Here is a 25,967-nt window from a genome sequence, read left to right as displayed (position 1 = left end):
GAGGCGGTCGCGGCCGCGGCGGCGGGGACGGCCTCGTCCGCGGCCCCGGCGGAGTCCTTGGGTGCGCCTTCTGTCGTCACTTCGTCGCCTCCGCGCGCTTGCGGACCCAGGCGTTCAGCAGGGTCGCGAGGAGCAGCATCGCCCCGAGGAAGAACTTGAACCAGTCCGGGTTCCACTCGGCGTAGACGATGCCCTTGCTGGTCATGCCGAAGATCAGCGCGCCCACGGCGGCGCCGACCGCCGAGCCGTAGCCGCCGGTGATCAGGCAGCCGCCGATGACGGCCGCGATGATGTAGATCAGCTCGTTGCCGACGCCCTCGCCGGACTGCACGACGTCGTAGTTGAACAGCAGGTGCTGCCCGGAGACCCAGGCGCCGAAGGCCACGCCCATGTACAGGCCGATCTTCGTCCTGCCGACGGGGACGCCGACCGCGCGGGCGGCCTGCTCGCCGCCGCCGACCGCGAAGATCCAGTTGCCCGCGCGGGTGCGGAGCAGGATCCAGGTGGCCACGGCCACCATCGCCAGCCACCACACGATCGTGATCTTGAAGTCGACGCCGCCGATGGTGATCGTGGAGGCGAAGACGTCCTTGGCGGACGGGAAGCCCTCCATGTCGGAGATCGACTTGGTGGAGACCGTGCCGCTGATCAGCTTGGTGAAGCCGAGGTTCATGCCGGTCAGCATCAGGAACGTACCGAGCGTGATGATGAAGCTCGGCGGGTCGGTGCGGATCAGCATGACGCCGTTGAAGACGCCGATGGCGAGGGTCGCGAGCAGCGAGACGCCGACGCCGACCCAGACGTTCGCGGTCATCTGGTAGCTGAACATCGACGAGATCAGCGCGGACGTGGTCACCATAACGCCCGCCGACAGGTCGAACTCGCCGCCGATCATCAGCAGCGCCACCGGCACCGCCATGATGCCGATCGTGGAGGCCGCGTACAGGACCGTCGCCAGGCTGGTGGCCTGGAGGAAGCTGTCCGCGACGACCGCGAAGAACAGGAAGACGGCCACGGCGCCCACGACCGAGCCCAGCTCGGGGCGGCCGAGGAGCTTCTTCAGGGGCGAGGTCTTGAGGAGCCGCTCGTCGGCGGCCCGCACCGGCTTCTCCGGTGCCGGGGCGGTCGTGCTCATCGGGTGCCCCGCTTCGCGTAGTCCTCGAGCTCGTCGGCCTGGTCCTTGGTGACGATCTGCGGACCGGTGAGGACCGGCTTGCCGCCGCCGAGGACGTCGGCGTTGTACTTGTAGAGCCACAGCAGGTCCACGGCCTGGTAGCCCTGGAGGTAGGGCTGCTGGTCGACGGCGAAGCCGAGCGAGCCGGACTTCAGGCCCGCGGCCACCTTCTCGTTCAGGTCGAAGGTGTCGACCTCGGCCTTGCTGCCCGCGCCCTCCTTAGCCTTCACCGCGGTGTCGGCGAACGGCGCGCCGAGCGTGACGACCGCGTCGATGTCCTTGTCGGACTGGAGCTTGGCCTCGATCCCGGACTGCACGTCGGGCATGTTGGTGCCCTCCACGTACAGGTTGCGCAGCTCGCCCTTGAACGTCTTCTTGGCGCCGTCGCAGCGCTGCTCGTGGCCGACGTTGCCCTGCTCGTGCAGGACGCACAGGGCCTTCTTCCGGCCCCGCTTGTTCAGCTCCTCGCCGACGGCCTCGCCCGCGATGGTCTCGTCCTGGCCGATGTGGGTGAGCGCGCCGAACGCCTTGGACTCCGCCGAGCCCGAGTTCACGGTGACCACCGGGATGCCGGCCTTGCGGGCGCGGGCCACGGCGGCCTTCATCGCGTCCGGCTTGGCGAGCGTGACGATGATCCCGTCGACCTTCTTGTCGACCGCGGCGTCCACGAGCTGCGCCTGCTGCTGCGCCTCGTCGTGGTGCGAGTACAGGAACTTGATGTTGTCCTTCACGGCGGCCTGCTCGGCGCCTTTCTGGACGATGTCCCAGAACGTGTCGCCGTCGCCCGAGTGGGTGATCATGGCGAAGGTCCAGCGGGGCGTGTCCACGGCCGCCCGGCCCCCCGCCTGCGCGGCCTTGCGCGCGTCCTCGGCGCGCTTGCCGCCGGTGCTGCTGCATCCCGCGAGGGACGCGCCGAGCACCGCCGCCGCCAGCACGGCACCCACCGCACGTACTCCCGTCCTGATCCTTGCCACGTCGCCGTGCCCTTCTTGCTGCGCAGTGTTTGCAGTGCTTCCCGAGAGCGCCGTGTCCGCGGTGCGCACGGGGTGCCGTGGCGCGCGGTGTCTCTCGTACTGCCGGCCCCGGAGTCCGGACCCGGCCGCCCAAGTATCGGTCACGCCGCTTCCCGGCGTGGTCATCGGGTGCCGCGGGCGGTCAACTTCTCCGGCTCCGGGACGTCCGCCCCGGTCGCCACGGCGGGCCCGGTCAGGGCCGGTCTGCCGCCGCCGGGGACGTACGCGTCCGTCCGGTGCGGCCGGAGCTGGTTCCGGGCTGTACGCATGGTGGGCCCCCTTCTCCCGGCCGTGTCCCGGCCACGCCGCGGTGCGGCTGGTGGGAGTTCTAGCCGGGCCCGCGACCCACCGTCAATGACTTTGTCAGAACATTCTTACTTCGGTTGGGCCACGCCGGACGCCGCGTCCGCTGCGCGCACACCCTCGCCCTCAGGGCCGTACGAGCAACTGGAACTCGAAGGAGTAGCGCGAGGCCCGGTAGAGGTGCGAGCCGTACTCGACCGCGCGGCCGGTGTCGTCGAAGGTCGTGCGCCCCATGGTGAGCACCGGGGCGCCCTCCGGCTCGGCGAGCAGCCCGGCCTCCTCGCCCGTGGCGGCGCGGGCGCCGACGGACTGCCGGGCGCTGTGCAGCGTGATGCCCGCCGCGCGCATGAGCCGGTACAGGCCGGTGGCCTCCAGGCGCTCGCTGTCCAGGCCGAGCAGACCGGCCGGGATGTGGTTGCGCAGGTACGCCATCGGTTCGCCGTGCGCGAGCCGCAGCCGCTCGATCAGGTGGACGTCGCTGCCCTCGGCCACGCCGAGCGCGGCCGCGGTCTCGGCGGACGCGGGCTCGACGACGTTGCGCAGCACCCGGGTCTCGGGTCGCTGCCCGGCCGCCTCCAGGTCGTCGTACAGGCTGCTCAGCTCCAGCGGGCGCTTGACCTGGCTGTGCACGACCTGGGTGCCGACGCCGCGGCGGCGCACGAGCAGGCCCTTGTCGACGAGCGACTGGATGGCCTGGCGGACGGTGGGCCGCGACAGGCCGAGCCGTCCGGCGAGCTCGATCTCGTTGCCGAGCAGGCTGCCGGGCGTCAGGGCGCCGCGCTCGATCGCCGCCTCCAGCTGCTGGGAGAGCTGGAAGTACAGCGGGACCGGGCTGCTGCGGTCGACGCCGAGGTGCAGCGAGAGGGTGGGGTCCACCGCGCGCTTGACGGGTTTGGCGGCTGGTTCGGTCACGGGCCGAGCGTAGTGCCGGGGGATGATGACGGGAAGTCGTGAAGTCCGGTTGTCCGGACAAAGGCCACACGAGGCGGTGACCCGGGAGGCGGCACGACTTTGTCAGGACAAATTATTGACAGGGTCAGGGCCGGGCGGCAGGTTGGGTCGCATGCGTATCGGACTCATCGGAACGGGCCGCATCGGCGCCTTCCACTCAGCCGTCCTGGCCCGTGACCCCAGGGTGGAGTCGCTGCTCCTCGCCGACGCCGCCCCCGGGCGGGCGGCCGAGCTCGCGGACCGCGTCGGCGCGCGGGCGGTGCCCTCGGTGGACGCGGTGTTCGCGGCGGGCGTGGACGCGCTGGTGGTCACGGCGGCGACGGCGGCGCACGCGGAGCTGATCGGCCGGGCCGCGCGGGCGGGCCTGCCGGTGTTCTGCGAGAAGCCCATCGCGCTCGACCTGCCCGGCACGCTGGCCGCGCTCGCCGAGGTCGAGGCGGCCGGGACGGTGCTGCAGCTCGGCTTCCAGCGCCGCTTCGACGCCGGGTACGCGGCGGCCCGCGCGGCCGTGCGCGCCGGGACGCTCGGGCGGCTGCACACCGTGCGGGCCGTGACCTCCGACCCGGCGCCGCCGCCCGCCGCCTATCTGCCGCTGTCCGGCGGGCTGTACCGGGACTGCCTGGTGCACGACTTCGACATCCTGCGCTGGGTGACCGGCCGCGAGGTCACCGAGGTGTACGCGACCGGGTCCGACGCCGGGCCCGCGATGTTCCGCGAGGCGGGCGACGTCGACACGGCGGCGGTGCTGCTCACGCTCGACGACTCCACCCTGGCCACGGCCACGGCGACGCGCTGCAACGGCGCGGGCTACGACGTCCGCATGGAGCTGGCGGGCGAGGCCGGGCAGCTCGCGGTCGGCCTCGACGGCCGCACCCCGCTCACCTCCGTCGAACCGCACGGGCCCGCCGCCCCCGACAAGCCCTGGCCGGGCTTCCTTGAGCGCTTCGCCCCGGCGTACGAGGCGGAGCTCGCGGCGTTCGTCGACGTCGTACGCGGCGAGGCGGCGAACCCCTGCGACGGCCGCGAGGCGCTGCGCGCGCTGCGGATCGCGGAGGCGTGCGAGCTGTCGCGGGCGCAGCGGCGGGTGGTGTCGCTGGCGGAGATAGCAGGCGGGTGACGTCGTAGGTCCGGTGCGGGCCGGGCCGGGCCGGGCCGGTCGCGGCGCCACAGCCCCGTAGGCCTGTAGCCCCGTAACCCCGCAGCCCCGGGTCAGCGCACGGAGCGGACCGTGCCCTGGGCCAGCGCGCACAGCGTCTCGGCGCCGTCCTCGTCCACGGCGAAGAGGTCGCAGCGCACCACCGCCCGGCGGTGGCCCGCGTCGGCGACCGCGGCGCGGGCCACCAGCCGCGCGCCGGCGGCGGGTCGGACGTACTGGATGGAGAAGCCGGAGGTCAGGACCGCGGGGCCGAGTGCCGTGCCCGCGGCGAAGGTGATGCTGTTGTCCGCCGCGTACGACAGCACGCCGCCGTGCGCGAAGCCGTTCTGCTGGCGGAGCTCGTCGCGGAGGGCGATCTCCAGCGTGGCCGCGCCGTCGCCGAAGGCCGTGATCTCGGCCCGCACCAGGCGGCTGAACGGCTGGGCGTCGAGGGTGCGGCGGGCGAGGACCAGGTCGAGGGGCGGGGCGTGGGGCGGGGCGTGGTCGGGTGCGTCTGGCATGGGAAGACTTCTACCAGTCGGTAACCACGCTTGGCCACAGGTGCGTTGCTACCAGCGCACGTCAAGTCGCCGCAGGCCCCGGATCAGCAGGCCCGGGCGCCAGTCGGTGGGCGTGCCGTCCAGGGCCAGGCCGGGGCAGCGCTCCAGGAGCGAGGCCAGCGCGATCCGGCCCTCCAGGCGGGCGAGCGGGGCGCCGAGGCAGAAGTGGATGCCGTGCCCGAAGGCCACGTGGCCCTGCGGGGCGCGGCGGATGTCGAACTCGTCCGGCGCCGCGTACTTCTCCGGGTCGCGGTCGGCCGCGGTGAGGCCGACGACGACCACCGAGCCCTCCGGGATCCACGTGCCCGCGATCTCGGTCGGCTCGGTGGTGAAGCGGTACGTCGCGTTCTCCACGGGGCCGTCGTAGCGCAGGCCCTCCTCCACGGCGCCGTCGAGGAGGTCCGTGTCCGCGCGCAGCGCCGCCAGTTGCCGGGGGTGGGTGAGCAGGGCGTGCACGGTGTTGGTGATGAGGTGGACGGTCGTCTCGTGGCCCGCGACGAGCAGGAGGTACGCCATGCCGCGCAGCTCCTCGGGCGAGAGCCGGTCGCCGTCCTCCGCGCGGGTGCGGATCAGGGCGCTGAGCAGGTCGTCCCCCGGGGCCTTGCGCTTGGCCCGGATCAACGCGTCCAGGTAGGCGGCCAGTTCGGCGTAGACCGTGCTGTCCCACACGTCGGTGGTCGGGGTGACGGACTCGGCCGACATGCGGTGGAACTCCGCGCGGTCGATCTCGGGGACGCCGAGGAGTTCGCAGATGACCGTCATGGGCAGCGGCAGTGCCAGCGCCTCCACGAGGTCCGCGCGGTCGCCCGCGGCGAGCATCGCGTCGAGCAGGCCGTCGGTGATGTGCTGGATCCGGGGGCGCAGGGCCTGGACGCGGCGGGTGGTGAACTCGCGGGCGACCAGGCTCCGCAGGCGTGTGTGGTGCGGCGGGTCGACGGTGAGCAGGTGCGGGCCGATCCACTCCTCGTCGGGGGTTGCGAAGCCGAGGTGTGCGGCGGACTTGGTCAGGCGGGGGTCGGCGAGGGCGGCTCGCGCCTCCTCGTGCCCGACGACCAGGTAGTGGACGTGCTCGTGGTCCGGGGGTGGGAAGCGGACGCGGTGGAGGGGGGCGTGGGTGCGGAGGGTCGCGTAGACGCGGTGCGGGTCCGTGGTGAAGCCCTCGTACGCGCCGAGGTCCACGACCTCGGCCTCACCGTCCGTCATCCGCCCCCACCCCTCCCGATGCCACCCCCGCCCCCGGCCAACGAACGCCCGCACCCCCGGAGTTCCCTCGCGGCCCGCCCCAGCCCCACCCCTCCCCGAAACCGGAGGCTGCCGCCCCCGGACCCCCGCCCTCTTCGTCTGGGGCTCCGCCCCTCTCCCCCGCAATCAGCGCTCCGCGCCTCGTCCTCAAACGCCGGACGGGCTGGTACTTTCCACGACTCGCCGTCGTCGACTGCCCGCCGGCCGACGACGGCGCCCAGGCCGCATCCGCCGCGGAGCGGTGAATCACCGTCAGCCGACAACGGCACGCACCGGACACTCCCAGCCCGTCCGGCGTTTGAGGACGAGGCCGCCAGGCCGATGGAAGGGCGGGTGGGTGGGGAAGCGCACCGGCAGCCGACGACGGCGGGACGCGGGACGGCTCCAGCCCGTCCGGCGTTTGAGGACGAGGCCGGAGGCCGAGGGGAGGGCGGGTGGGTGGGGGAAGGGCCGCGGGGCGCGGTGGCCCACGCTCAGGCCTCGTCGAGCAGACCCGCGTCGTGAACCAGGAGCGCGATCTGCACCCGATTGTTGAGCCCCAGCTTCGTCAGCACCCGCGAAACGTGCGCCTTGACCGTGGCCACGCTCAGATAGAGCTCGGCGGCGATGTCCGCGTTGGAGGCGCCGCGGCCCACCGCCACGGCGACCTCGCGCTCGCGCTCGCCGAGGGCGTCCAGGCGGCTCAGGGCCCGTCTGCGCCGGTCGAGTTGGGGGCCGCCGCCCGTCACCTGGGAGATGAGCTGCTGCGTGACGGTCGGGGAGAGCACGGGCTCCCCCGCGGCCACGGCCCGTACCGCCGCGACGATCTCCGCGGGCGCGGTGTCCTTGAGCACGAACCCGGCGGCCCCGGCGCGCAGCGCCCGCAGCACCTGCTCGTCGGCGTGGAACGTGGTGAGGACGATGACCTCGGGGGCGCCGGGGCGCCTGCGCAGGGCCTCGGTGGCCGCGAGGCCGTCCATCGTCGGCATCCGGATGTCCATCAGGACGACGTCCGGCCGCACCTCCCCGACCAGCGCGGCGACCTCGCTGCCGTCCCCCGCCTCGCCCACGATCTCGATGTCGTCGGCGCCGCCGAGCATGAAGGAGAGTCCGGCGCGGACCAGCGGGTCGTCGTCGACGAGCAGGAGCCTGATGGGTTTCATGCGCCCTACCGTAACGATCCCCGGTTCCGCCCCCGGCCGGGGCCGCGGCCCGGTCACGCGGGCATCCTCAGGCGCAGGGGGCCGCAGCCCATGCGGTCCGCCTCCGCGGCGACGTACCGCGGCAGGAGCGCGCGGATGTCGGCGGCCTGGTCGCCGTCGTCGGCCCGGATCAGGAACGTGACCTGGCCGGTCTGGCACTCGGCCTGGTAGAGGGCCATGTCGTCGCGGAGGAAGCCGCGGCCGCGGGAGTACTCCTTGGTGTCGCCGACGGCCGTGACGCGCCGTCGGCCGCCGTCGAACGACAGGTCCCGGTACAGCGCGGCGAGCCGCGGGTCCGCCACCGTCATCAGGCGCAGCGACGGGTGGCCGAAGAGGACGTCGCGGTCGCAGGTGCGGACGGGTGCCGCGCCGCGGGTGACCAGCGGGTGGCGGTAGCCGTCGGCCTTGCGTCCGCCGTGCAGGCGCAGGCCCTTGACACCGCAGATGGCGTCCTTCCTCTCGTCGAGGAACCGCGCGGGGGCGGCCAGCCGGTCCGACGGGTCGGCGAGGGCGCGGGTGCAGCCCTTGTCCCGCATGTAGTCGTTGGCGAGCTTGACCACGGCACGGGCGAGCCGGGCGCGTTCGCCGGTGTCGACCTCGTCGTCGTAGGAGGTCCAGCCCGTCTCCATGTCGACGACGAGCGGGCCCTCGTCCTCGCTCGGCCTGCCGACGCAGCCCTCGGGGACCGCCAGCCACGCGCGCGTGTCCGACACCATGCCGAGGACACCGCCGCCCAGGGGCGTCATCCGCGCGGACAGGTACTCGTCGGCCCAGGTGTCGCCCGCGCCGCCGAACCGTACGTCGAGCCGGTGCAGCCGGGCGGTGATCCGGGCGCCGCGCGGGGACGTCAACTGGCAGCGCCCGGACGGTCCTTCGGACCCGGACCTGCTGGTGGTGACGGGTATCTCCGCGGCTTCGATGTCCCGCTTGCCGTGGAACAGGTCGGCCACGTCGCCCTCGTCGAAGGCGCCCCAGCAGGCCCGTTCCCCGGCGAACGGGCCCGTCCGCGTCTGCCAGGCCACGCCCGTGCCGCCGAGCAGCGCCCCGGCGAGGGCGGCGGCGACGGCGGGCCGCAGCCGGCCGCGGGTGAGCTGACGCCAGTGCCACCAGGGCCGGCGGGGCGCGGACACGACGTCGGCCGCGGCGACGTCACCGCCGGTGCCGGTGGCGCCCGTACCCGTGCCGCCGCCGCGTGCGGAGCCGCCGGTCGTCGTCGGCTCGTCGTCGCTCATCGGCTCTCCCCGTCGGCGGATTCGGCGGTGGGTTCGGCGGTGGGTTCGGGTGCGGATGCGGCGGTGGACGGCCCGGCCCCCGCGGCCCCGGCCCGCGGCGCGACCGGCGCGCAGCCGAGGCGGCTGGTCACCGCGTCGGTGAAGGTGACGAAGTGGCGCCGGGTCTCGTACGCCGGCGAGCCGGCCATCAGGAACGTGGTGGGGCGGCCCGCGCACCGGGCCCGTACGACCTGGTGGCCGTCGGCGAGGACGCCGGTGCCGCGCCAGCCGCGGGCGGGCGCCCGGGTGCCTGTCACACCGTCCAGGAGCGCGGCGAGCCGGGGCTCGCGGACCATGAGGGCGTCGAAGACCCGGGTGTCCTCGCGTTCGCCGAGCCGCAGGGACCGGCCGATCCGCACGGAGCAGGCCTGGAGGCCGCCGGTGACGGCGCCGACCTGGTCGCGTACGCGCAGCGCCGCCTCCTTGCCGAGGCCGGCGCGGACGTCGAGGCCGGGGATGCGGCAGGCGGCGGACGGCGGCGAGGTGTCCTCGCGCTCCGGCAGCGCGAGCAGCGGCGAGGTGACGCGCAGCGGCTCGGCCGGGGCGCAGCCCGCGGCCCGCATGCCCCGGTCGGCGGCGGCCAGCAGGAGCTGGACGGCCGCGTCGGCGCCGCCGAGGTCCGGGCTGCCGATGACGTCCCGCGGGGTGCGCTCCTCGGCCTTCAGGGTGACGGCGGTGGGCCGGCCGTCGCGGGTGTCGCAGCGCTCGGGCAGGACCAGCAGGCCGTGGGAGCCGCTGACGGTTCCGGGCAGCCCTTCGGGCAGCGGCACCGAGCGGCCGCCGAGGAACTCCACCGCCCACGCGACGCGGTCGGCCGCCGGCTTGGGGGCCGGTCCGTACGTCACCGTGACGCGGGTGTCCTGGGTGCCTTTGTGGTCGTCGCTGAAGGTGTGCGTGGAGCGCACGGCGAGGACGCAGCGTCCCCGCGGCTTCGCGGCGGTGGGCGCGGTGCCCGTCGCCGTACGGCGGCGGCCGTCCGCGCCCTCGAAGGCCTCGTCGCCGAGGACGGCCGGGCCGCTGTCCTCCTCCCAGGCGCCCCAGCAGTAGCGGTCGCGGCTGTCGAAGGGCCAGGTGTCCGTGGCCCAGGTGCCGAGGCCGCCCGCGAGCAGCGCCACGGCGGTGCCGGTGGCGACCGCGCCGCGCCGGGTCCTGAGGAGCGCTCGGCCCCGTATGACCCGGTTGCCCCCGAACCACCTGCTCCTGAACCGTTTGCCCTCCTGGGGACGGTCGGTACCGTCCACCGGGCTTCCCCCCGTCACCATGTCCGCCTCTCCGCTGCTCGTTGTGGGTGGCGGCCGATCGTACCCAGGGGTGGTGGCGCAAACGCGCCGGGGGTGCTGGCGCAAAGAGCCAGGGCGTGGGGGGCGGGCGTCAGGCCCAGGGCAGCCATGCGTCGACGTGGAAGCCGCCGTCCGGTTCGGCGCCGTGCGTCAGCCGTCCGCCCGCGAGGGAGGCGCGCTCGGTGAGGCCGATGAGGCCCTGGCCGGAGCCGGGCACGGGCGGGACGTCGCCCGGGGGCGGCGGGTTGCGGACGGTCACGGTCAGGCCCTCCTCGGGGGTGCCCGTGACGGTGACGGCGACCTCGGCGCCCGGCGCGTGCTTGCGCGCGTTGGTCAGGGCCTCCTGGGCGATGCGGTACGCGGTGCGGCCGGTCGCGGCGGGGACGGCCTTGGGGTCCGGCACGCGCAGGTCGCAGACGACGCGCATGCCCGCGTCCCGGCACTCGGCGACGAGCCCGTCCAGGGCCGCGAGCGTGGGCTGGGGCTGCCCGGAGGCGTCGGCCTCGCCGCCCCGCAGCACGCCGATGACCTGGCGCAGGTCCTGCAGTGCCTCGTGCGCGCTCTCCCGGATGACCCCGGCGGCGCGGGCGATCTCCTGCTGGGGCGCGTCGGGCCGGAACTCCAGGGCGCCCGCGTGCACGCTGAGCAGCGTCAGGCGGTGCGCGAGGACGTCGTGCATCTCGCGGGCGATGGCCTCGCGCGCCAGGCGCTGGGCCTGTTCGGCGCGGAGGGCCGCCTCGTTCTCCGCGCGCCGGGCCCGGTCGCGCAGGGCGATGAGGAGCTGGCGCCGGGAACGCACGAGCATGCCCCAGGCCAGCACGGTGAGGGTGACCGTCGAGGTCAGCACGACCGACACCAGGTACGGGGTGCCGGGGTCGGGCCGCATCCAGAAGAACAGCGGGATCGACACCAGGGACAGGGCGCCGATCGCGGCGGTGTACTTGAACGGCCGGTGCACGGCGAGCGTGAAGAACGACACGAGCGACGCGCCGCCCGCGGAGTCGGACACGGGGCCGATGAGCAGCAGCGCCACGGCCAGGCCGACCGGCCAGCGCCTGCGCAGCCACACGGTGGCACAGGACGCGGCGCCGATGAGCTGGTCGACGGCCTTGACGTCCTCGGACAGGTTCGGGTTCTTGCCGACGCCGTCCGCGATCAGCATGCCGATGGCGACGGCGACGAGGAAGAAGGCGAAGTCGACGACCCAGTCGCGCACGGTGCGCCGCACGCGCCGCGCCCGGCCGTCGTGCCGGTCGGGGTCGAGCTCCGCGGCGACGGCCGAGGGCAGGAACCACGTACTGCGGACGACGGGCTCCGCCGCGGCCGGGCGCCCCGCCGCGGCCAGGGGTCCTGCCGCGGCCGGGGGGTCCGCGTCGGTGGCCGGTCGCGCCGCGCCGGCCGCCGGTTCCGTGTCGGCGCTGTTGTTCACGATCGACAAATCTACGCACCTCAGGGCCTCGTCCCCGCCCGCCGACCGTGATCGTCTACGAAAGTCGGGGCCCCGGGCGACTTTGGACGCGCCCGGGCCGGAGCGGGGTGGCCGGGCGGCGGCACGCGCCTCGCCCCGCGGCCGATGTGCGAGGGGGGTCCGCGGGGCGAGGCTCTGGTGTCATGAAACAGCTACTCGAAGGAATCGGCGCGGTCCTGCTGATCCAGGGGGCCGCGGGCCTGGTGCACGAGTTCACCGGCAAGCTGCGCAGCTGGGGCGTCGTCCAGCACCTGCCCTTCGCCGACCAGTACGAGCTCTATCTGAGCATCGCGCTCGTCGTGCTCGCCCTCGCCCTGTTCGCGGCGGCGGAGAGCACCGGCCGGCGGAGCTGAGCCCCGGGCGGACGGAAGCCCTGGCGGGCGGTCGGCGGAAGCCCGGGCGGACGGTCAGCAGCCGTGGTCGACCAGGTCGAACGACCGGTAGTGGTCGGCGGTGTAGTAGTCCTCCTGGTGGCGCTCGCCGGTGACGATGCGCCGGGCACCGCGGTCCGGGGAGCCCGGGGTCTTCACGGTGTACTCGTGGTAGTAGCCGCTGCTCTGCCGGGGCAGGACGCCTTCCCTGTTCTGGAAGACGGTGCCGTCCTTCGGGTACGGGAAGGGGCCGCCGCGCGCTATCAGCCTGAGCGTGTCGTGCGCCTGCGCGGGCAGGGCCGAGTAGCAGATCTCGCCGACCGCGGCGGCGGAGAACCCGGCCGGACCGGCGGCGGGCGCCGCCTGGGGCGCGGCACCCGCGACGCCGGTGGCGGCGCCGCCGACGAGGAGCGTGGCGGCGAGGGCGGAGGCACTGAGGATCCGGGTGATCCGTGGGGGGATTCGCATGGGGCCAGTGTGACGCGCGTAGAGGTTGAGGTGTCAATGACAATCCTGTGATCATCCCGAGGAATTTCCCTGTAGTTCACGGGGGTTGGCGGGCGTTCACGGGAGGCTCACGGGGGTTCACGCGAGGCGCGCGACGTCAGCTCCCGCTCACCGGAGGGGGCGCGCTAGTAACTCCCGTACACAGGGCGCCCCTCGCGGTCGTACGAGGTGATGACCACGCCCTCGGACGTCGTGCGCGAGCCGGTGAGCCGGAACGCCGTCGGCAGGCCGCCCCCGGCGAACAGGCGCTTGCCGGAGCCGAGGGCCACCGGGAACGTCAGCAGGTGCAGCGTGTCCACCAGGTCGTGCGCGAGGAGCCCGCGCGCGAGGCCCGCGCTGCCGTGCACCTGCAGTTCGCGGCCGGGGCGCGCCTTGAGCGCGGTGACGTCCGCGATCAGGTCGTCCCGGCCGATGATCCGGGTGCCCTCCCAGTCGGCGGTGGTGAGGGTGCGGCTGGCCACGTACTTGGGCAGCGCGTTGAGCCGGGAGGCGACCGGGTCGGCGGGGTCGGTCGTCTTGGGCCAGTACCCCGCGAAGATCTCGTACGTGCGCCGGCCCAGGAGGAAGGCGTCGACGCGGCCGAAGACCTCGTCGACGAAGCGGCCGAAGTCGTCGTCCGCGTACGGCACGGACCAGCCGCCGTGCGCGAAGCCGCCGCTGGTGTCCTCCTCCGGGCCGCCCGGGGCCTGGACGACGCCGTCGAGCGTCTGGAACTGCGTGAGCGTGATCTTCATGGCGACCGCCTTCTCCGTCGGGCCTGCTTCCGCGCCGGGCGTCCGCGCCGCGCCGTCCCGGCCGCGCCGCCGGGCGCCGTCCGCGTTCCGTCACCTGTGCAGACCGCCGCGACGCCGGGAACTCATCGCCGTGCGCCGGTGCCGCCCCGGGGCCGGTGTCCGCCGCCGGAGATCACCGTCCGTTTCCCGCCAGCCCGGGAGCGCGGGCCCGGCTTCGATGGGGGACGTCGGGAGAGAAGGGCGGGCGCGGCGGCGGGAGCCGACGCGCCCGGCGCATCACCGACAACCCTTGCTGACCGAACGAAAGCGGTACTGACATGTCTTCACTCACCGGCAGGACGGCCCTGGTCACCGGCGGCAGCCGGGGCATCGGCGCAGCGATCGCGCTGCGCCTCGCCCAGGACGGCGCCGACGTCGCGATCACCTACGTCCAGGGCGAGGAGGCGGCCCGCGAGGTCGTCGCCAAGGTCGAGGCCGCCGGGCGGCGCGGGTTCGCGATCCGGGCCGACGCGGCGGACGCCGGGGACGCCGCGGGCGCCGTCGAGCGGGCGGCGGACGACCTCGGGCGCCTGGACATCCTGGTCAACAACGCGGGCGTCGGGGCGGTCGGCCCGCTGGAGTCCGTCACCCTCGCCGACGTGGACCGGGTCCTTGACGTGAACGTCCGCGCGGTGTTCCTCGCCTCCCAGGCGGCGGCCGCGCGCATGGCGCGCGGCGGGCGCATCGTGTCCGTCGGGAGCTGCATGGCGAAGCGGGTGCCGGGGCCGGGCGGGGCGCTGTACGCCACCAGCAAGGCGGCGCTGATCGGGCTCACCAAGGCGCTGGCGCGAGAGCTGGGTGAGCGGGGTGTCACGGCGAACCTCGTGCACCCCGGGCCCGTCGACACCGACATGAACCCGGCCGACGGGCCGTACGCCGCGGCCCAGGCGGCCGGCACCGCCCTGGGCCGCTACGGCAGCCCCGCGGAGGTGGCGTCCCTGGTGGCGTACCTCGTCGGGGACGAGGCGGCGTACGTGACGGGCGCGGAACTGGCCGTCGACGGCGGCCACGCGGCGTAGCCCGGCGCGGGCGCCCCGCGCCGTCCATCGGCCTTCGGCCTCGTCCTCAAACGCCGGACGGGCTGAATGCCTCCGCCGGGCGCCGTCGTCGGCCGACGACGGCGAGACAGGGGCATTCCAGCCCGTCCGGCGTTTGAGGACGAGGCGCGGAGCGCCAACGACGGGGGAAAGGGGCGAAGCCCCAGACGAAAAGGGCGGGGGCCCGGGGGCGGCAGCCCCCGGTTTCGGGAAGGGGCGGGTCTGGGGCGCCCCGCGAGGCCTAGCCCAGTTCGCGGTGGCGGGCCCGCAGGGCATCCGCGCCGCGCGCGGTCAGCTCGCCGTACAGGCGGAGCCGGGAGATGCCCCCGTCGGGGAAGATGTCCACGCGCGCGTGGGTGCCGACGACGGCCTCCGGCAGCACGAAGCGGTGGTTCGTGTCGGGCTGGAGCCCGGTGCGCGGCAGCGCCTCCACCCACTCCCCGTCCGCCCCGTCCCGTACGGACACCGACGCCCACCCCGCCGCGTTCCCCTTCAGGTACGCGGTGTCGATCTCCAGGGCGCGTACGGAGGCCTGCCCGGCGAGGCGGTAGCGGATCCAGTCGTGGCCGCGGTCGCGCCGCCGCCGCGTCTCCCAGCCGTCGTCCATCTTCCGCGACCGGCCGGGCTGGATGGTGTTCGTGGCGGGCGAGTAGAAGCGGTCGGAGGCGTCCTCGACCTGGCCGCCGTTCTCCAGGGCGACGACGTCGAAGGCGCCGAGCGCGGTGAGCCAGGCGGGGTCGGCGACGACCTCGCCGTACACGCGCAGACGGGCGATGCCCCCGTCGGGGTGCTGGTTGAGCCGCAGGTGCGTGAACCGCCGCGGTACGTCGACCGCGAAGCCGTTCGCGGCGTGCCCGCCGACGGGCGTGCGCGGCACGAGGACGGTCCACTTCACGTCGTCGGCGAGCAGTTCCTCCGGCGTCGGCGAACCGTCGACGGCCGTGCCCTCGACCGACACGGCCTGCGGGTAGTTGCCCCGGAAGTGGGCGGTGTCGACGACGACGCCGTGGACGACGCCGGGCGCGCCGAGCCGGACGAGGGCCCAGTCGTGGTCGTCCTCGGTGGGCCAGGGCTCCTCGGCGGACACGCCGCGGCGGCGCCGGGTCTCCCAGCCGTCCATGACCTTGCCCTTGTGGCCGAAGTGCTCGGGGTCGAACTCGGCGGCGCCGGGCAGGAGCAGGTTCTCGCGCATGGCGAAGAACTCGTCGTTGGCGGCGATGACACCGGCGCCGAGCTGCCGGTCGGCGAGGTTGGGGTACTGGGTGAAGGGGAAGTCGGCGGTGCGGTAGTCGGCGTAGGGCTCGCCGCCGCCGTAGGGGCTCGCGTCGCCGGTGAAGCTGGGTATCGCCGTCACGGTGATCAGTTCTTCCTTTCCAGGAGTCGGCCCGAGGGGGCGGTGAACTCGCCCCCGGACACAATGCGTCGGCCCCGCAGCCAGGTGGACTTGACGACGCCGCTCAGCGTCCTGCCCGCGTACGCGGTGACGCGGTTGCGGTGTTCGAGGCGGGCGGGGTCCACGGTGAAGGTCTCGTCGGGCGCGAGGACCGCGAAGTCGGCGTCGCGGCCGGGCGCGATGGCGCCCTTGCGGTCGAGGCCGACCAGGGCCGCGGTGTTCGCGGACATCCAGCGCACCACGTCCGTGAGGTCGTGCCCGCGCGCCCGGGCCGCCGTCCACACGGCGGGCAGGCTGAGCTGGAGGCCGGATATGCCGCCCCAGGCGGTGGCGAAGTCCGGCGTCTTGAGGTCGGCGGTGGACGGGGAGTGGTCGGTGACCACGCAGTCGATGGTGCCGTCGGCGAGCGCCTGCCAGAGCAGGTCCTGGTTGGCGGCCTCGCGGATCGGCGGGCAGCACTTGAACTCGCTGGCACCGTCGGGCACTTCCTCGGCGGTGAGCGTGAGGTAGTGCGGGCAGGTCTCGACGGTCAGCCGTACGCCGTCGCGCTTGGCGGCGGTGATCAGCGGTAGCGCGTCGGACGACGACAGGTGCAGCACGTGCACGCGGGCGCCGATGCGCCGGGCCAGGGCGATGAGGCCCTCGATGGCGGTGTCCTCCGAGACGCGGGGGCGCGTCGCCAGAAAGTCGGCGTACTTGGGGCCGCCGCGCGCGGGCGCGGCGGCCAGCTCGCGCGGGTCCTCGGCGTGCACGATGAGCAGCCCGCCGAAACCGGCGATCTCCCCCATGGACGCGGCGAGTTGCTCCTGGTCCAGCTCCGGGAACTCCTCGACGCCGGAGGGCGAGAGGAAGCACTTGAAGCCGTAGACGCCCGCGTCGTGCAGGGGCCGCAGGTCCTTGACGTTGTCGGGCAGGGCGCCGCCCCAGAAGCCGACGTCGATGTGGGCCTTGGACCGGGCCACGTCCTGCTTCGTGCGCAGGTGGGCCACGGTCGTGGTGGGCGGCAGCGAGTTGAGCGGCATGTCGACCAGCGTCGTGATGCCGCCCGCGGCGGCGGCGCGCGTCGCCGTCCAGAAGCCCTCCCACTCGGTGCGGCCGGGGTCGTTGACGTGGACGTGCGTGTCGACGAGGCCCGGCAGCAGGGCGTGGTCGCCGACGTCCTCGACCCGGGCGCCGGGCTCCACGGGCGCGTCGTGCGGGCGTACCGCCACGATCGTGCCGCCGCCGACGGCGACGGACGCGGGGCGCTCCCCCTCGGGGGTGATGACGCGCGTCGAGCGCAGCACCAGTTCGACGTCGGACACCGCGACCCCTCTCTTCCTGTTCACCCGTGGCGGACCCGTGGCGCGCGCCGCGCGGCGGCCCGCCGCGCCGGTCGCGCCTGCCCCCGGCCGTCCGGCCAGCGGAATTCAACGATCTGTTGAAGGAGTCTTCACGCGCCCACCGGCCCCGTCAAGGGTCTATACGTTTCCACAAGGTGGAAATACAATTCCGCGAACCAGAACGTAGCTACGTACGACACGGACCGTCAAGAAGCGCCGGAGCGCCCCGCGGGAGACCGGACAAACACCCACTGACCGGCACGGACGCCCCGCCCGCACCGGGTGGGCCGGCACCGGCGCCGGGTAGGCTGCCTACCGCCTGCCAGTCGAAAGGAACGCGCCGTGCCGACGTCCAGCGCCAGCACCACCGACGCCGCGAAGACCTCCACCGCCGCGCCCGCGAGCGGCGGCGTCCAGTCCCTCGAGCGCGCCTTCGACCTGCTCGAACGGATGGCGGACGCCGGCGGCGAGGTCGGGCTCAGCGAGCTGTCCGCGAGCAGCGGGCTCCCGCTGCCGACGATCCACCGGCTGATGCGCACGCTCGTCGCCTGCGGCTACGTCCGCCAGCAGGCCAACCGGCGGTACGCGCTCGGGCCCCGCCTGATCCGCCTCGGCGAGTCGGCGTCCCGGCTGCTCGGCACCTGGGCGCGGCCCTACCTGGCGCGGCTGGTCGAGGAGACCGGCGAGACCGCGAACATGGCGCTGCTCGACGGCGACGAGGTGGTGTACGTGGCGCAGGTGCCGTCCAAGCACTCGATGCGGATGTTCACCGAGGTGGGGCGGCGCGTGCTGCCGCACTCCACGGGCGTGGGCAAGGCGCTCCTCGCGCACACGCCGCCCGAGGAGGTGCGCGCCCTGCTCGCCCGCACCGGCATGCCCGCCGCCACGGAGAAGACCATCACCACGCCGGAGGGTTTTCTCGACGCGCTCGACGAGGTGCGCCGGGCCGGGTACGCGGTGGACGACAACGAACAGGAGATCGGCGTGCGCTGCCTGGCCGTCTCCGTGCCCGACTCCCCCACCGCGGCCGCCATCTCCATCTCCGGCCCCGCCGGCCGCGTCACCGACGAGGCCACCCGGCGCATCGTCCCCGTGCTCCAGCAGGTGGCCTCGGAACTCTCGACGGCCCTGGCCACGTCGGCGCCGTCGTCCTGAGGATCTGCAGCCGGTCCGGCGTTCGGGCCTGAGGGTCCGCAGCCCGGTGGCTTTCAGCCCGTCCGGCGTCCGAGGACGAGGCCGAAGGCCGGTCAAGCGGGCTCCAGGGGGCGGCAGCCCCTGGTCACGGGAGCGGGGTGGGACTGGGGCGCACCGCGAAGTCCGCCACCGTCGCCCGCCGCAGGGCCCGCCGCACGCCCCGCGGCACCGGCGGCACGGGCACGATCAGCACCGGGCACCGCGCGCGGGCGTCGACGTACCGCCGGACCCGCCCCCGCCGCCGTCCCGCCCGCGCCCCCAGGACCACCAGGTCCCCCGGCCCGGACGCCACCCGGCACAGCGCCCGCCCGGTCCGGTCCCGCACCACGCACCGCTCCACGTCCACCCCCGGCGGCGCCCCGCCGAAGGCCTCGTCGAAGGCCGCGGCAAGGCGGTCCCGCGCCGCCGCCCGCCAGTACTCCGCCCAGGCGGGGTCCGGGCGCCGCAGGTACAGGGCCTCCCCCTCCGGCGGCTCCCACGCGAGGACCGCGACCAGCCGCCGCCCGCTGCGCAGCGCCTCGCGCGCGGCGGCCCGCAGCGCCGCGACGGCCGTCGGTGAGGTGCCGCCGACACCGACCACCACGCGCCCGCCCCCGGCCAGTCCCGCCCCGCTCACGCCCTCCATGCCGTGCATGCCGTCACACCCCTCCTGGTCCGCTTTCCCGGCCACTTCCGGGCCGGAGTACCGGCCGAAGCGGCCGGTGATCGCGAGTGTGTACGCTGATTGGCCTGGACAGCAGGGCCAATCGAGAGGATCTGGTATGGCTGACGCGCGGGTGGTCCCCTCCGTGGACCGGCGGCTCGGGGGGACCCGGCTGGCGGGCCTGGTGACCGACACGGCCGGGCGGCGGCCGGGCTACCGCGCGCTCGCCCAGGCGATCCGGACGCTGCTGCTCGACGGCCGCGTCCCCCTGCACACGCGGCTGCCCGCCGAGCGCGAGCTGGCCGCGGCACTGGGTGTCAGTCGGGCCACGGTCACCGCGGCGTACGACCTGCTGCGCGACAGCGGGTTCGCGCGCAGCCGGCGCGGGGCGAGCACGTGGACGGAGCTGCCGGAGGGCCGCCACCCCGCGAACGTGGCGGCGTTCGCCGTCGAGGACGGCGGCGGCGACGTCATCGACCTGGCCGTCGCGGCGCCGGCCGCGCCCGAGGCCGAGCTGGGCGCGGCGCTCGCGGCGGCGGCCGCGCGGCTGCCGCTCCACGCGCCCACCGCGGGCTACCACCCGTACGGGCTCCCGGAGTTGCGGGCGGCGGTCGCCGAGCGCTTCACGCGCCGCGGCCTGCCGACGCTGCCGGACCAGGTCCTGATCACCACCGGTGCCCAGCACGCGCTGTCCCTGACGCTCTCCCTGCTCGGCCGCCCCGGCGACCGCGTGCTCGTCGAGAACCCCTCGTACCCGAACGCGCTCGACGCGATTCGCCGCGCGGGCCTGCGCGCGGCCCCCGTGCCGGTCACCGACGCGGGCTGGGACACGGCCCTGGTGGAGTCCACGCTGCGGCAGGCGGCGCCCCGCCTCGCCTACCTCGTACCGGACTTCCAGAACCCGACGGGCGCGCTGATGGCGCGGGAGCAGCGGGTACGGATCCTGGAGGCCGCCCGGGCGACGGGCACCTGGCTGCTCGTCGACGAGACCATCGCGGACATCGCCCTGGACGTGGAGCCGCCCGCGCCCTTCGCGTCGCTGGCCCCGCACGGCGTGGCCGAACAGGTCGTCACCGTCGGGTCGTTGAGCAAGTCGCACTGGGGCGGGCTGCGCGTCGGCTGGGTGCGGGCCGGGTCGCGGCTGATCACGGAGCTGGCGATGGCGCGGGTGCCCACGGACATGGCCACCCCGGTGATCGAGCAGCTCGTCGCGCTGCACCTGCTGGAGGGGGTGGACGGCGTGCTGCGGCAGCGGCTCGCCGCGCTGCGGGCCTCGCGGGAGGCGCTCGCCGCGGTGCTGGCGCGGCGGCTGCCGGAGTGGCGCTGGCAGGTGCCGCCCGGCGGGCTCTCGCTCTGGGTGGACCTGGGCGCGCCGGTCGCCTCGGCGCTGGCGCGGGCCGCGTTGGCGCGGGGGGTGCGGGTGGAGGGCGGGGGGCGGTTCGGGGCGGATCCGGGGACGCACGAGCATCGGCTGCGGCTGCCGTACACGGTGGGGCCGGCGCGGCTGGAGGAGGCCGTGGCGCGGCTCGCCGCGGCGGCGGCCGATGACCTCGCGGGGCCCTGGGCCCCGCCCGTGGCGGGCGACTGGGTGGCGTAGCGGCGGGGGCGGGGCCCTGCCGGGGGCTCCCCAAGCCCGCCCCTTCCCGAAACCAAGGAACTCCGCCCCCTGGACCCCCGGGAATCGCGCTCCGCGCTCGTCCTCAAACGCCGGACGGGCTGAAAATCTCTACCCCGGCCCCTGCTGCTGCGGATCTCAGCCGCGCCCCGCGGAAAGTTCCAGCCCGTCCGGCGTTTGAGGACGAGGCCGGAGGCCGATGAAAGGGCTCAGCCCCAGGTGCCGCGGAAGGCCTCCACCGCCCCCCTCACCTCGGCCAGCGCCAGCCCCAGCGCACTCACCGAGCCGATCGACCCCGCCACCAGTAACAGCGACCGCCGCAGCCGCCGCGGCTCGGGCGCGCCCGTCGCCGCCATCGCGGCGAGCGCCGCCAGCTCGTCCTCGGCGATCGCGCGGTCGGGGAACTCCCCGGGGTGGGCGGCGAGTTCGCGCCGTAAGCGGGACACCGCCGCCCGCAGCTCCGTGACCCGCGGATCCTCGTACCCGTCCGGCACCGCCCTGTGCCCCATGCTCCGTCCCATGCTCCGCAACACAGCTCTCCCCCTCGTCCTCGCACCACGTCGTGCGGCAGCCGCACCTTTCGGCCATGCCCGGCCGGAACAGGGTCCCCAGAAGCCATGCGGTAAGCAAGGGTCATGACTGAATCCTTTCCGCCGCGCCCCGCCACGGCCCCGGACGCCTCCCCAGCCGCCTCCGCCGCCCCCGGCGAGGTCGCCGGGCTGCTGCTCGCCGCGGGCGGCGGGCGGCGCCTCGGCGGGTGCCCGAAGGCGCTGCTCGAACACCGCGGGGAGCTGTTCGTGGAGCGGGCCGCGCGGGCCCTGCGCGAGGGCGGCTGCGCGCGCGTGCACATCGTGCTCGGGGCCACCGCCGACGTCGTACGGGAACAGGCCGCGCTGCCGGGGTGCGTCCTCGTGGACAACCCGGGCTGGCGGGAGGGCATGGGCGGTTCGCTGCGCGCCGGGCTCGCCTCGCTGGTGGGGACCGGCGCGCGGGCCGCCCTGGTCACCCTCGTCGACCAGCCGGGCGTCGGCGCGCCCGCCGTGGCCCGGCTGCTCGCCGCGTACCGCTCCCCCGCCTCGCTGGCCGCCGCCGCGTACGACGGCGAGCGCGGCCATCCGGTGCTGTTCGGGGCGGACCACTGGGACGGCGTCGCGGCGGCCGCCACGGGGGACCAGGGGGCCCGCGCCTATCTGCGGGAGCACGCGGGCGCGGTCACGCTCGTGGAGTGCGGGGACGTCGCCGAGCCGTACGACATCGACACGGTGCCGGACCTGGAGCGGCTGGAGTGAGCCGCGCGCGGCGGCACCCTGGCCACCGCGGCGGCGCCCTGTTCCACTGGGAGTGACGGCGGTGGCACTCGGAGCCGCGTTGTGTCGACGAAGAGAATCTCGACATCAACAAAACATTGAACTTCCACCATGAGGAAACTAGTATCCACTGCTCAGAAGCGCCCGACACCCCAGACGGCGCCCGCAGCCGTTTTCCGGCGCCACGGCACTCAGTGCCGTGCCGCGGGGCCGCCCGCTCGCTGAAGGAAGTGACAGCTCATGTCCGCACCAGCGCCGTCCCCGCTGGCCATCGTCGACGCCGAGCCCCTGCCCCGGCAGGAGGAGGTCCTCACCGACGCGGCCCTCGCCTTCGTGGCCGAGCTGCACCGGCGGTTCACGCCACGCCGTGACGAGCTCCTCGCCCGCCGCGCGGAGCGCCGCGCCGAGATAGCCCGCACCTCCAGCCTGGACTTCCTGCCGGAGACCGCCGCGATCCGCGCCGACGACTCCTGGACGGTGGCGCCCGCCCCCGCCGCCCTGAACGACCGGCGCGTGGAGATCACCGGCCCCACCGACCGCAAGATGACCATCAACGCGCTCAACTCCGGCGCGAAGGTCTGGCTCGCCGACTTCGAGGACGCCTCCGCCCCCACCTGGGAGAACGTGGTTCTCGGCCAGCTCAACCTCATCGACGCCTACGAGCGCCGCATCGACTTCACGGACGCCCGCACCGGCAAGTCGTACGCCCTGAAGGCCCCCGAGGAGCTGGCCACGGTCGTGATGCGGCCGCGCGGCTGGCACCTGGACGAGCGGCACCTGGCGGACGCCGAAGGCCGCCCCGTGCCCGGCGCGCTCGTCGACTTCGGCCTGTACTTCTTCCACAACGCCCGGCGCCTGCTCGACCTCGGCAAGGGCCCGTACTTCTACCTGCCGAAGACGGAGTCGCACCTGGAGGCCCGCCTCTGGAACGAGATCTTCGTCTTCGCGCAGGACCACGTGGGCGTCCCGCAGGGCTCCGTCCGCGCCACCGTCCTCATCGAGACGATCACCGCCGCGTACGAGATGGAGGAGATCCTCTACGAGCTGCGCGACCACGCCTCCGGCCTGAACGCGGGGCGCTGGGACTACCTCTTCTCCGTCGTCAAGAACTTCCGCGACGGCGGGCAGAAGTTCGTGCTGCCGGACCGCAACGCCGTGACGATGACCGCCCCGTTCATGCGCGCCTACACCGAACTGCTCGTGCGCACCTGCCACAAGCGCGGCGCGCACGCCATCGGCGGCATGGCGGCGTTCATCCCGTCCCGCAAGGACGCCGAGGTCAACAAGGTCGCCTTCGAGAAGGTCAAGAACGACAAGGACCGGGAGGCCGGGGACGGCTTCGACGGCTCCTGGGTCGCCCACCCCGACCTCGTGCCCCTCGCCATGGAGTCCTTCGACAAGGTCCTCGGCGACAAGCCGCACCAGAAGGACCGGCTGCGCGAGGACGTGAGCGTCGCCGCGGGCGACCTGATCGCCATCGACTCGCTGGACGCGAAGCCCACGTACGACGGCCTGGTCAACGCGGTGCAGGTCGGCATCCGCTACATCGAGGCCTGGCTGCGCGGCCTCGGCGCGGTCGCCATCTTCAACCTCATGGAGGACGCGGCGACCGCCGAGATCTCCCGCTCCCAGATCTGGCAGTGGATCAACGCGGGCGTCGTCTTCGAGAACGGCCAGGCCGCCACGGCCGACCTCGCCCGTGAGGTCGCCGCCGCCGAACTGGCCGCGATCCGCGCCGAGATCGGCGAGGAGGCCTTCGCCGCGGGCACGTGGCAGGAGGCCCACGACCTGCTCCTCCAGGTCTCCCTGGACGCGGACTACGCGGACTTCCTCACCCTGCCGGCGTACGAGCGGCTGGGCTGAGCCCGCCGGACCGCCCCGCCCCCGTCACGGGTACCGCTTCGCCGGGCGCGGGTCCGGCTTGCCGTGCAGGTTCGGGACCTTCTTCAGCCAGGCGGGGCGGCCCGCCTCCGTGGCGCGGGCGCGCCGCTCGGTCTCGGCGTCGAGCTCGGCGCGGGAGGGGAAGTCGGTGGGCAGCCAGGCGGCGGAGGCGCGGGCGCGGGCCGTCAGGTACGTGACGTAGGCGGCGCGCAGTGCGTCGGGGCCGCCGAAGCCGGGCTCGTCGGCGAGCCAGGCGTCGGGGACCTCCGCGGTGATCTCGCGCAGGAGGTCCTCCGTGACGAGCGGTGCGAGCTTCGCGTCGGCCCCGCGCACGTCGGGGCCGTAGCGGCCGAGGGCGTGCCGGCGGAGGTCGTAGGCCTTCTCGGCGGTGTCGAGGACGGAGGTGGCGTCCCAGCGGTGGTGGAAGACCAGGGCGGCGCCGTGGTCGATGAGCCACAGCTTCGGCTCCTGGACGCCGAAGGTGGGCCACACCATGAGGTTCGAGCTGTGCACGGTGCGGTCGACGTTCGCGGTCAGCGCGTCGAACCAGACGACCTCGCCGGCCTCCACGGGGTCCACGTCCAGCTCGGTGTCGGGGGTGACGTCGCGCGCGCCGGGGAGGTAGTCCATGCCCAGGTTCAGGCCCGCGCTGCGGCGCAGCAGGTCCTGGACCTCCTGGTGCGGCTCGTGCGCGCCGACGGCCGGGTCGAAGTGCGCGAGGACCAGCTCGGGCACGCGCAGGCCGAGGCGCCGGGCCAGCTCGCCCACGACGACCTCGGCGACCAGCGCCTTGCGGCCCTGGGCGGAACCCGTGAACTTCAGCACGTACGTCCCGAGGTCATCGGCCTCGACGACTCCCGGCACGGAGCCCCCGGAGTGCAGCGGCTCGACATAGCGGGTCGCGGTGACCTCTCTCAACATGTTCCCAGGCCCCTTGCTTCCGCCTCCGGTCTCCGTCCGGTCCCCCGCCTCCGGCACGAAGTGAGCATAGTAACCAGGCGTCACAGCCGGGGCGGGCGCCCGCCCCGTGCCGACGCCGGGCAGGCGGCCCTCCTCGGCCCCGGCCGGCCTTGTCTCTAGGCTGCTGCCATGACCGATATGCAGACACCGACGCCCCGTGCCGCCTTCGAGCTGCTGCTGGCCGGTAACCAGCGCTTCGTCGCGGGCGCCCCCGAGCACCCCAACCAGGACGCCGCCCGCCGCGCCGAGATCACACCGGGTCAGCAGCCCTTCGCCGTGCTGTTCGGCTGTTCCGACTCCCGGCTGGCCGCCGAGATCATCTTCGACCGCGGTCTGGGCGACCTGTTCGTCGTACGCACCGCGGGCCACGTCACGGGTCCGGAAGTACTCGGCAGTGTCGAGTACGGGGTGGACGTGCTGGGCTGCCCGCTGGTCGTGGTGCTCGGCCACGACTCGTGCGGCGCGGTGGGTGCCGCGTGCGCCGCCCTGGAGGACGGCGTGAGCCCGGGCGGGTACGTCCGGGACGTCGTGGAACGGGTGACCCCCAGCGTGCTGGCGGCCCGGGCAGCCGGGCGGGTCGAGCCGCAGGAGATCCTCGCCGAACACGTCAGGAACACCGTCGACCTGCTGCTGGACCGCTCCCGGGTGCTCGCCGAGAAGGTCGCCGCCGGCCAGACCGCCGTGGTGGGCCTGTGCTACCGCCTGGCCGACGGCAGCGCGCAGCTCGTGGCGTCCCGCGGCCTGGAGACGGCGTTGCCGACCGCCTCCTGACGCCTGGTCAGGCCTGGGGGGGGACCGCCGTACGGTGCCCGCACCCGCTCATGTGCAGGGTGCGGGCGGCGGGCGACCGGTCCGGCGGGCCCCCTCGGCGGCGGCCCGGCTCCGGTGGGCTCAGACGCTCATGGGCTCCGGCCCGCTCGCCGCGGCCCCCGGGGAGGGCTCGAACCACAGCGGGTACAGCCCGCTCCGGTATTGCCGCAGTACCTCTTTGGGGCGGGCGGCGCGGGCGGTGGGGTCACGGAAGGCCAGGTGCAGCCGCTCCACCGCGTCCGGGCCGGCGCCTCGCGCCGGGTCCCGGCGGTGGCGCAGAGCGCGGTGCTGCACCCAGCGCGTGGCCAGCGCGGCTCCTGCGGCGGCCCCGGCCGTGATGACCAGAGCGTCACGAGATGAGATCGGTGACACGGTGCCCCCCTTTTCGGGCCTGTGCGGCACCGTGCGGGTGCCCCGCTCCGAAGGCCTTCATTCCCCCGCCGCGGGCCGGACGCCGGACCGAAGCCGGGGGGGGGGGGGGGGGGGGGGGGGGGGGGGGGGGGGGGGGGGGGGGGGGGGGGGGGGGGGGGGGGCGGGGGGGGGGGGCGGCCACACGCGGGGGGGGGGGGGCGGGGG

26 protein-coding genes are annotated in these 25,967 nt (G+C 74.8%); 8 read left to right on the top strand and 18 right to left on the bottom strand.

Annotated features, from left to right (window positions below):
• Positions 1 to 76 precede the first annotated feature (76 nt).
• The 4 genes from QK440_RS30265 to QK440_RS30250 form a co-directional block, all read right to left on the bottom strand.
• Positions 77 to 1,135, bottom strand: a complete 1,059-nt coding sequence (locus tag QK440_RS30265) for an ABC transporter permease (RefSeq protein WP_282796423.1) — start codon at positions 1,133 to 1,135, stop codon at positions 77 to 79.
• Positions 1,132 to 2,148 (bottom strand): sugar ABC transporter substrate-binding protein, encoded by a 1,017-nt coding sequence (locus QK440_RS30260; protein WP_282796422.1) that lies wholly within the window; start codon positions 2,146 to 2,148, stop codon positions 1,132 to 1,134. Before QK440_RS30260 ends, QK440_RS30265 begins: the two co-directional genes overlap by 4 nt.
• Positions 2,149 to 2,309: 161 nt before the next feature.
• The gene (locus tag QK440_RS30255) at positions 2,310 to 2,456 is read right to left on the bottom strand and encodes a hypothetical protein (RefSeq protein ID WP_282796421.1); all 147 of its coding nucleotides are present in this window, start codon (positions 2,454 to 2,456) and stop codon (positions 2,310 to 2,312) included.
• 160 nt (positions 2,457 to 2,616) lie between these two features.
• On the bottom strand, positions 2,617 to 3,366 hold the full coding sequence (locus tag QK440_RS30250) for a GntR family transcriptional regulator (protein WP_282796432.1): 750 nt from the start codon (positions 3,364 to 3,366) through the stop codon (positions 2,617 to 2,619).
• 187 nt (positions 3,367 to 3,553) lie between these two features.
• Here QK440_RS30250 and QK440_RS30245 point away from each other — a divergent pair, with 187 nt between their 5' ends.
• On the top strand, positions 3,554 to 4,558 hold the full coding sequence (locus QK440_RS30245; protein ID WP_282796420.1) for a Gfo/Idh/MocA family oxidoreductase: 1,005 nt from the start codon (positions 3,554 to 3,556) through the stop codon (positions 4,556 to 4,558).
• Between the two features lie 92 nt (positions 4,559 to 4,650).
• On the opposite strand, the gene QK440_RS30240 is transcribed toward QK440_RS30245, so the two are convergent.
• The 6 genes from QK440_RS30240 to QK440_RS30215 form a co-directional block, all read right to left on the bottom strand.
• Complete coding sequence (locus QK440_RS30240; RefSeq protein WP_282796419.1) at positions 4,651 to 5,097, bottom strand: PaaI family thioesterase; 447 nt, start codon at positions 5,095 to 5,097, stop codon at positions 4,651 to 4,653.
• A gap of 48 nt (positions 5,098 to 5,145) precedes the next feature.
• Complete coding sequence (locus QK440_RS30235; protein WP_282796418.1) at positions 5,146 to 6,339, bottom strand: cytochrome P450; 1,194 nt, start codon at positions 6,337 to 6,339, stop codon at positions 5,146 to 5,148.
• 512 nt (positions 6,340 to 6,851) lie between these two features.
• Positions 6,852 to 7,520, bottom strand: a complete 669-nt coding sequence (locus tag QK440_RS30230; RefSeq protein WP_282796417.1) for a response regulator transcription factor — start codon at positions 7,518 to 7,520, stop codon at positions 6,852 to 6,854.
• A 53-nt stretch (positions 7,521 to 7,573) separates the two neighbouring features.
• Complete coding sequence (locus QK440_RS30225) at positions 7,574 to 8,791, bottom strand: hypothetical protein (RefSeq protein ID WP_282796416.1); 1,218 nt, start codon at positions 8,789 to 8,791, stop codon at positions 7,574 to 7,576.
• Positions 8,788 to 10,071, bottom strand: coding sequence for a hypothetical protein (locus tag QK440_RS30220; RefSeq protein WP_282796415.1), 1,284 nt, complete (start codon positions 10,069 to 10,071; stop codon positions 8,788 to 8,790). Before QK440_RS30220 ends, QK440_RS30225 begins: the two co-directional genes overlap by 4 nt.
• Before the next feature lie 130 nt (positions 10,072 to 10,201).
• Positions 10,202 to 11,398 (bottom strand): histidine kinase, encoded by a 1,197-nt coding sequence (locus tag QK440_RS30215; RefSeq protein WP_282796431.1) that lies wholly within the window; start codon positions 11,396 to 11,398, stop codon positions 10,202 to 10,204.
• A 323-nt stretch (positions 11,399 to 11,721) separates the two neighbouring features.
• Here QK440_RS30215 and QK440_RS30210 point away from each other — a divergent pair, with 323 nt between their 5' ends.
• Positions 11,722 to 11,931, top strand: a complete 210-nt coding sequence (locus tag QK440_RS30210) for a hypothetical protein (RefSeq protein ID WP_282796414.1) — start codon at positions 11,722 to 11,724, stop codon at positions 11,929 to 11,931.
• A 54-nt stretch (positions 11,932 to 11,985) separates the two neighbouring features.
• Here QK440_RS30210 and QK440_RS30205 read toward each other — a convergent pair whose 3' ends face one another.
• Together QK440_RS30205 and QK440_RS30200 are read right to left on the bottom strand one after the other, a co-directional pair.
• Positions 11,986 to 12,417, bottom strand: coding sequence for a ribonuclease (locus tag QK440_RS30205; protein ID WP_282796413.1), 432 nt, complete (start codon positions 12,415 to 12,417; stop codon positions 11,986 to 11,988).
• Positions 12,418 to 12,581: 164 nt separating this feature from the next.
• A complete protein-coding gene (locus tag QK440_RS30200; protein WP_282796412.1) occupies positions 12,582 to 13,190 on the bottom strand; it encodes a dihydrofolate reductase family protein in 609 nt (202 codons plus the stop codon).
• A gap of 317 nt (positions 13,191 to 13,507) precedes the next feature.
• Between QK440_RS30200 and QK440_RS30195 the strand changes: the two genes are divergently transcribed.
• Positions 13,508 to 14,248 (top strand): SDR family oxidoreductase, encoded by a 741-nt coding sequence (locus QK440_RS30195; protein WP_282796411.1) that lies wholly within the window; start codon positions 13,508 to 13,510, stop codon positions 14,246 to 14,248.
• A 259-nt stretch (positions 14,249 to 14,507) separates the two neighbouring features.
• Here QK440_RS30195 and alc read toward each other — a convergent pair whose 3' ends face one another.
• Both alc and allB read right to left on the bottom strand, forming a co-directional pair.
• Positions 14,508 to 15,620 (bottom strand): allantoicase, encoded by a 1,113-nt coding sequence (alc, locus tag QK440_RS30190; RefSeq protein ID WP_282796410.1) that lies wholly within the window; start codon positions 15,618 to 15,620, stop codon positions 14,508 to 14,510.
• Positions 15,621 to 15,625: 5 nt separating this feature from the next.
• The gene (allB, locus tag QK440_RS30185) at positions 15,626 to 16,963 is read right to left on the bottom strand and encodes an allantoinase AllB (RefSeq protein WP_282796409.1); all 1,338 of its coding nucleotides are present in this window, start codon (positions 16,961 to 16,963) and stop codon (positions 15,626 to 15,628) included.
• A 360-nt stretch (positions 16,964 to 17,323) separates the two neighbouring features.
• Here allB and QK440_RS30180 point away from each other — a divergent pair, with 360 nt between their 5' ends.
• Positions 17,324 to 18,136, top strand: a complete 813-nt coding sequence (locus QK440_RS30180) for an IclR family transcriptional regulator (protein ID WP_282796408.1) — start codon at positions 17,324 to 17,326, stop codon at positions 18,134 to 18,136.
• A 124-nt stretch (positions 18,137 to 18,260) separates the two neighbouring features.
• Here the strand turns inward: QK440_RS30180 and QK440_RS30175 are convergent, their stop codons facing one another.
• Entirely contained in the window at positions 18,261 to 18,809 is a 549-nt protein-coding gene (locus QK440_RS30175) for a universal stress protein (RefSeq protein WP_282796407.1), read from the bottom strand.
• Between the two features lie 127 nt (positions 18,810 to 18,936).
• Between QK440_RS30175 and QK440_RS30170 the strand changes: the two genes are divergently transcribed.
• On the top strand, positions 18,937 to 20,415 hold the full coding sequence (locus tag QK440_RS30170) for a PLP-dependent aminotransferase family protein (protein ID WP_282796406.1): 1,479 nt from the start codon (positions 18,937 to 18,939) through the stop codon (positions 20,413 to 20,415).
• A 227-nt stretch (positions 20,416 to 20,642) separates the two neighbouring features.
• Here the strand turns inward: QK440_RS30170 and QK440_RS30165 are convergent, their stop codons facing one another.
• The gene (locus QK440_RS30165) at positions 20,643 to 20,954 is read right to left on the bottom strand and encodes a DUF5955 family protein (RefSeq protein ID WP_282796405.1); all 312 of its coding nucleotides are present in this window, start codon (positions 20,952 to 20,954) and stop codon (positions 20,643 to 20,645) included.
• A 114-nt stretch (positions 20,955 to 21,068) separates the two neighbouring features.
• Between QK440_RS30165 and QK440_RS30160 the strand changes: the two genes are divergently transcribed.
• On the top strand, positions 21,069 to 21,722 hold the full coding sequence (locus tag QK440_RS30160; protein WP_282796404.1) for a nucleotidyltransferase family protein: 654 nt from the start codon (positions 21,069 to 21,071) through the stop codon (positions 21,720 to 21,722).
• Positions 21,723 to 21,980: 258 nt separating this feature from the next.
• A complete protein-coding gene (gene aceB, locus QK440_RS30155) occupies positions 21,981 to 23,603 on the top strand; it encodes a malate synthase A (RefSeq protein WP_282796403.1) in 1,623 nt (540 codons plus the stop codon).
• Between the two features lie 24 nt (positions 23,604 to 23,627).
• Here the strand turns inward: aceB and QK440_RS30150 are convergent, their stop codons facing one another.
• Positions 23,628 to 24,542, bottom strand: a complete 915-nt coding sequence (locus QK440_RS30150) for a HipA family kinase (protein ID WP_282796402.1) — start codon at positions 24,540 to 24,542, stop codon at positions 23,628 to 23,630.
• A 168-nt stretch (positions 24,543 to 24,710) separates the two neighbouring features.
• On the opposite strand from QK440_RS30150, the gene QK440_RS30145 reads away from it, so the two are divergent.
• Complete coding sequence (locus tag QK440_RS30145) at positions 24,711 to 25,352, top strand: carbonic anhydrase (RefSeq protein ID WP_282796401.1); 642 nt, start codon at positions 24,711 to 24,713, stop codon at positions 25,350 to 25,352.
• Positions 25,353 to 25,472: 120 nt separating this feature from the next.
• Here QK440_RS30145 and QK440_RS30140 read toward each other — a convergent pair whose 3' ends face one another.
• A complete protein-coding gene (locus QK440_RS30140; protein WP_282796400.1) occupies positions 25,473 to 25,763 on the bottom strand; it encodes a hypothetical protein in 291 nt (96 codons plus the stop codon).
• Between the last annotated feature and the right edge of the window lie 204 nt (positions 25,764 to 25,967).

Source organism: Streptomyces sp. CC224B, from assembly GCF_030010595.1.
GTDB classification, from domain to species: domain Bacteria; phylum Actinomycetota; class Actinomycetes; order Streptomycetales; family Streptomycetaceae; genus Streptomyces; species Streptomyces longispororuber.
This window is presented reverse-complemented; position numbering and strand designations above follow the sequence as displayed.

Coding starts and splice junctions, on each gene's coding strand:
- QK440_RS30200 (WP_282796412.1), bottom strand. CDS start 13,190: ATGAAGATCACGCTCACGCAGTTCCAGACGCTCGACGGCGTCGTCCAG.
- QK440_RS30255 (WP_282796421.1), bottom strand. CDS start 2,456: ATGCGTACAGCCCGGAACCAGCTCCGGCCGCACCGGACGGACGCGTAC.
- aceB (WP_282796403.1), top strand. CDS start 21,981: ATGTCCGCACCAGCGCCGTCCCCGCTGGCCATCGTCGACGCCGAGCCC.
- QK440_RS30160 (WP_282796404.1), top strand. CDS start 21,069: ATGACTGAATCCTTTCCGCCGCGCCCCGCCACGGCCCCGGACGCCTCC.
- QK440_RS30145 (WP_282796401.1), top strand. CDS start 24,711: ATGACCGATATGCAGACACCGACGCCCCGTGCCGCCTTCGAGCTGCTG.
- QK440_RS30195 (WP_282796411.1), top strand. CDS start 13,508: ATGTCTTCACTCACCGGCAGGACGGCCCTGGTCACCGGCGGCAGCCGG.
- QK440_RS30225 (WP_282796416.1), bottom strand. CDS start 8,791: ATGAGCGACGACGAGCCGACGACGACCGGCGGCTCCGCACGCGGCGGC.
- QK440_RS30170 (WP_282796406.1), top strand. CDS start 18,937: ATGGCTGACGCGCGGGTGGTCCCCTCCGTGGACCGGCGGCTCGGGGGG.
- QK440_RS30150 (WP_282796402.1), bottom strand. CDS start 24,542: ATGTTGAGAGAGGTCACCGCGACCCGCTATGTCGAGCCGCTGCACTCC.
- QK440_RS30265 (WP_282796423.1), bottom strand. CDS start 1,135: ATGAGCACGACCGCCCCGGCACCGGAGAAGCCGGTGCGGGCCGCCGAC.
- QK440_RS30165 (WP_282796405.1), bottom strand. CDS start 20,954: ATGGGACGGAGCATGGGGCACAGGGCGGTGCCGGACGGGTACGAGGAT.
- QK440_RS30240 (WP_282796419.1), bottom strand. CDS start 5,097: ATGCCAGACGCACCCGACCACGCCCCGCCCCACGCCCCGCCCCTCGAC.
- QK440_RS30230 (WP_282796417.1), bottom strand. CDS start 7,520: ATGAAACCCATCAGGCTCCTGCTCGTCGACGACGACCCGCTGGTCCGC.
- QK440_RS30245 (WP_282796420.1), top strand. CDS start 3,554: ATGCGTATCGGACTCATCGGAACGGGCCGCATCGGCGCCTTCCACTCA.
- QK440_RS30210 (WP_282796414.1), top strand. CDS start 11,722: ATGAAACAGCTACTCGAAGGAATCGGCGCGGTCCTGCTGATCCAGGGG.
- QK440_RS30205 (WP_282796413.1), bottom strand. CDS start 12,417: ATGCGAATCCCCCCACGGATCACCCGGATCCTCAGTGCCTCCGCCCTC.
- QK440_RS30235 (WP_282796418.1), bottom strand. CDS start 6,339: ATGACGGACGGTGAGGCCGAGGTCGTGGACCTCGGCGCGTACGAGGGC.
- QK440_RS30175 (WP_282796407.1), bottom strand. CDS start 18,809: ATGCACGGCATGGAGGGCGTGAGCGGGGCGGGACTGGCCGGGGGCGGG.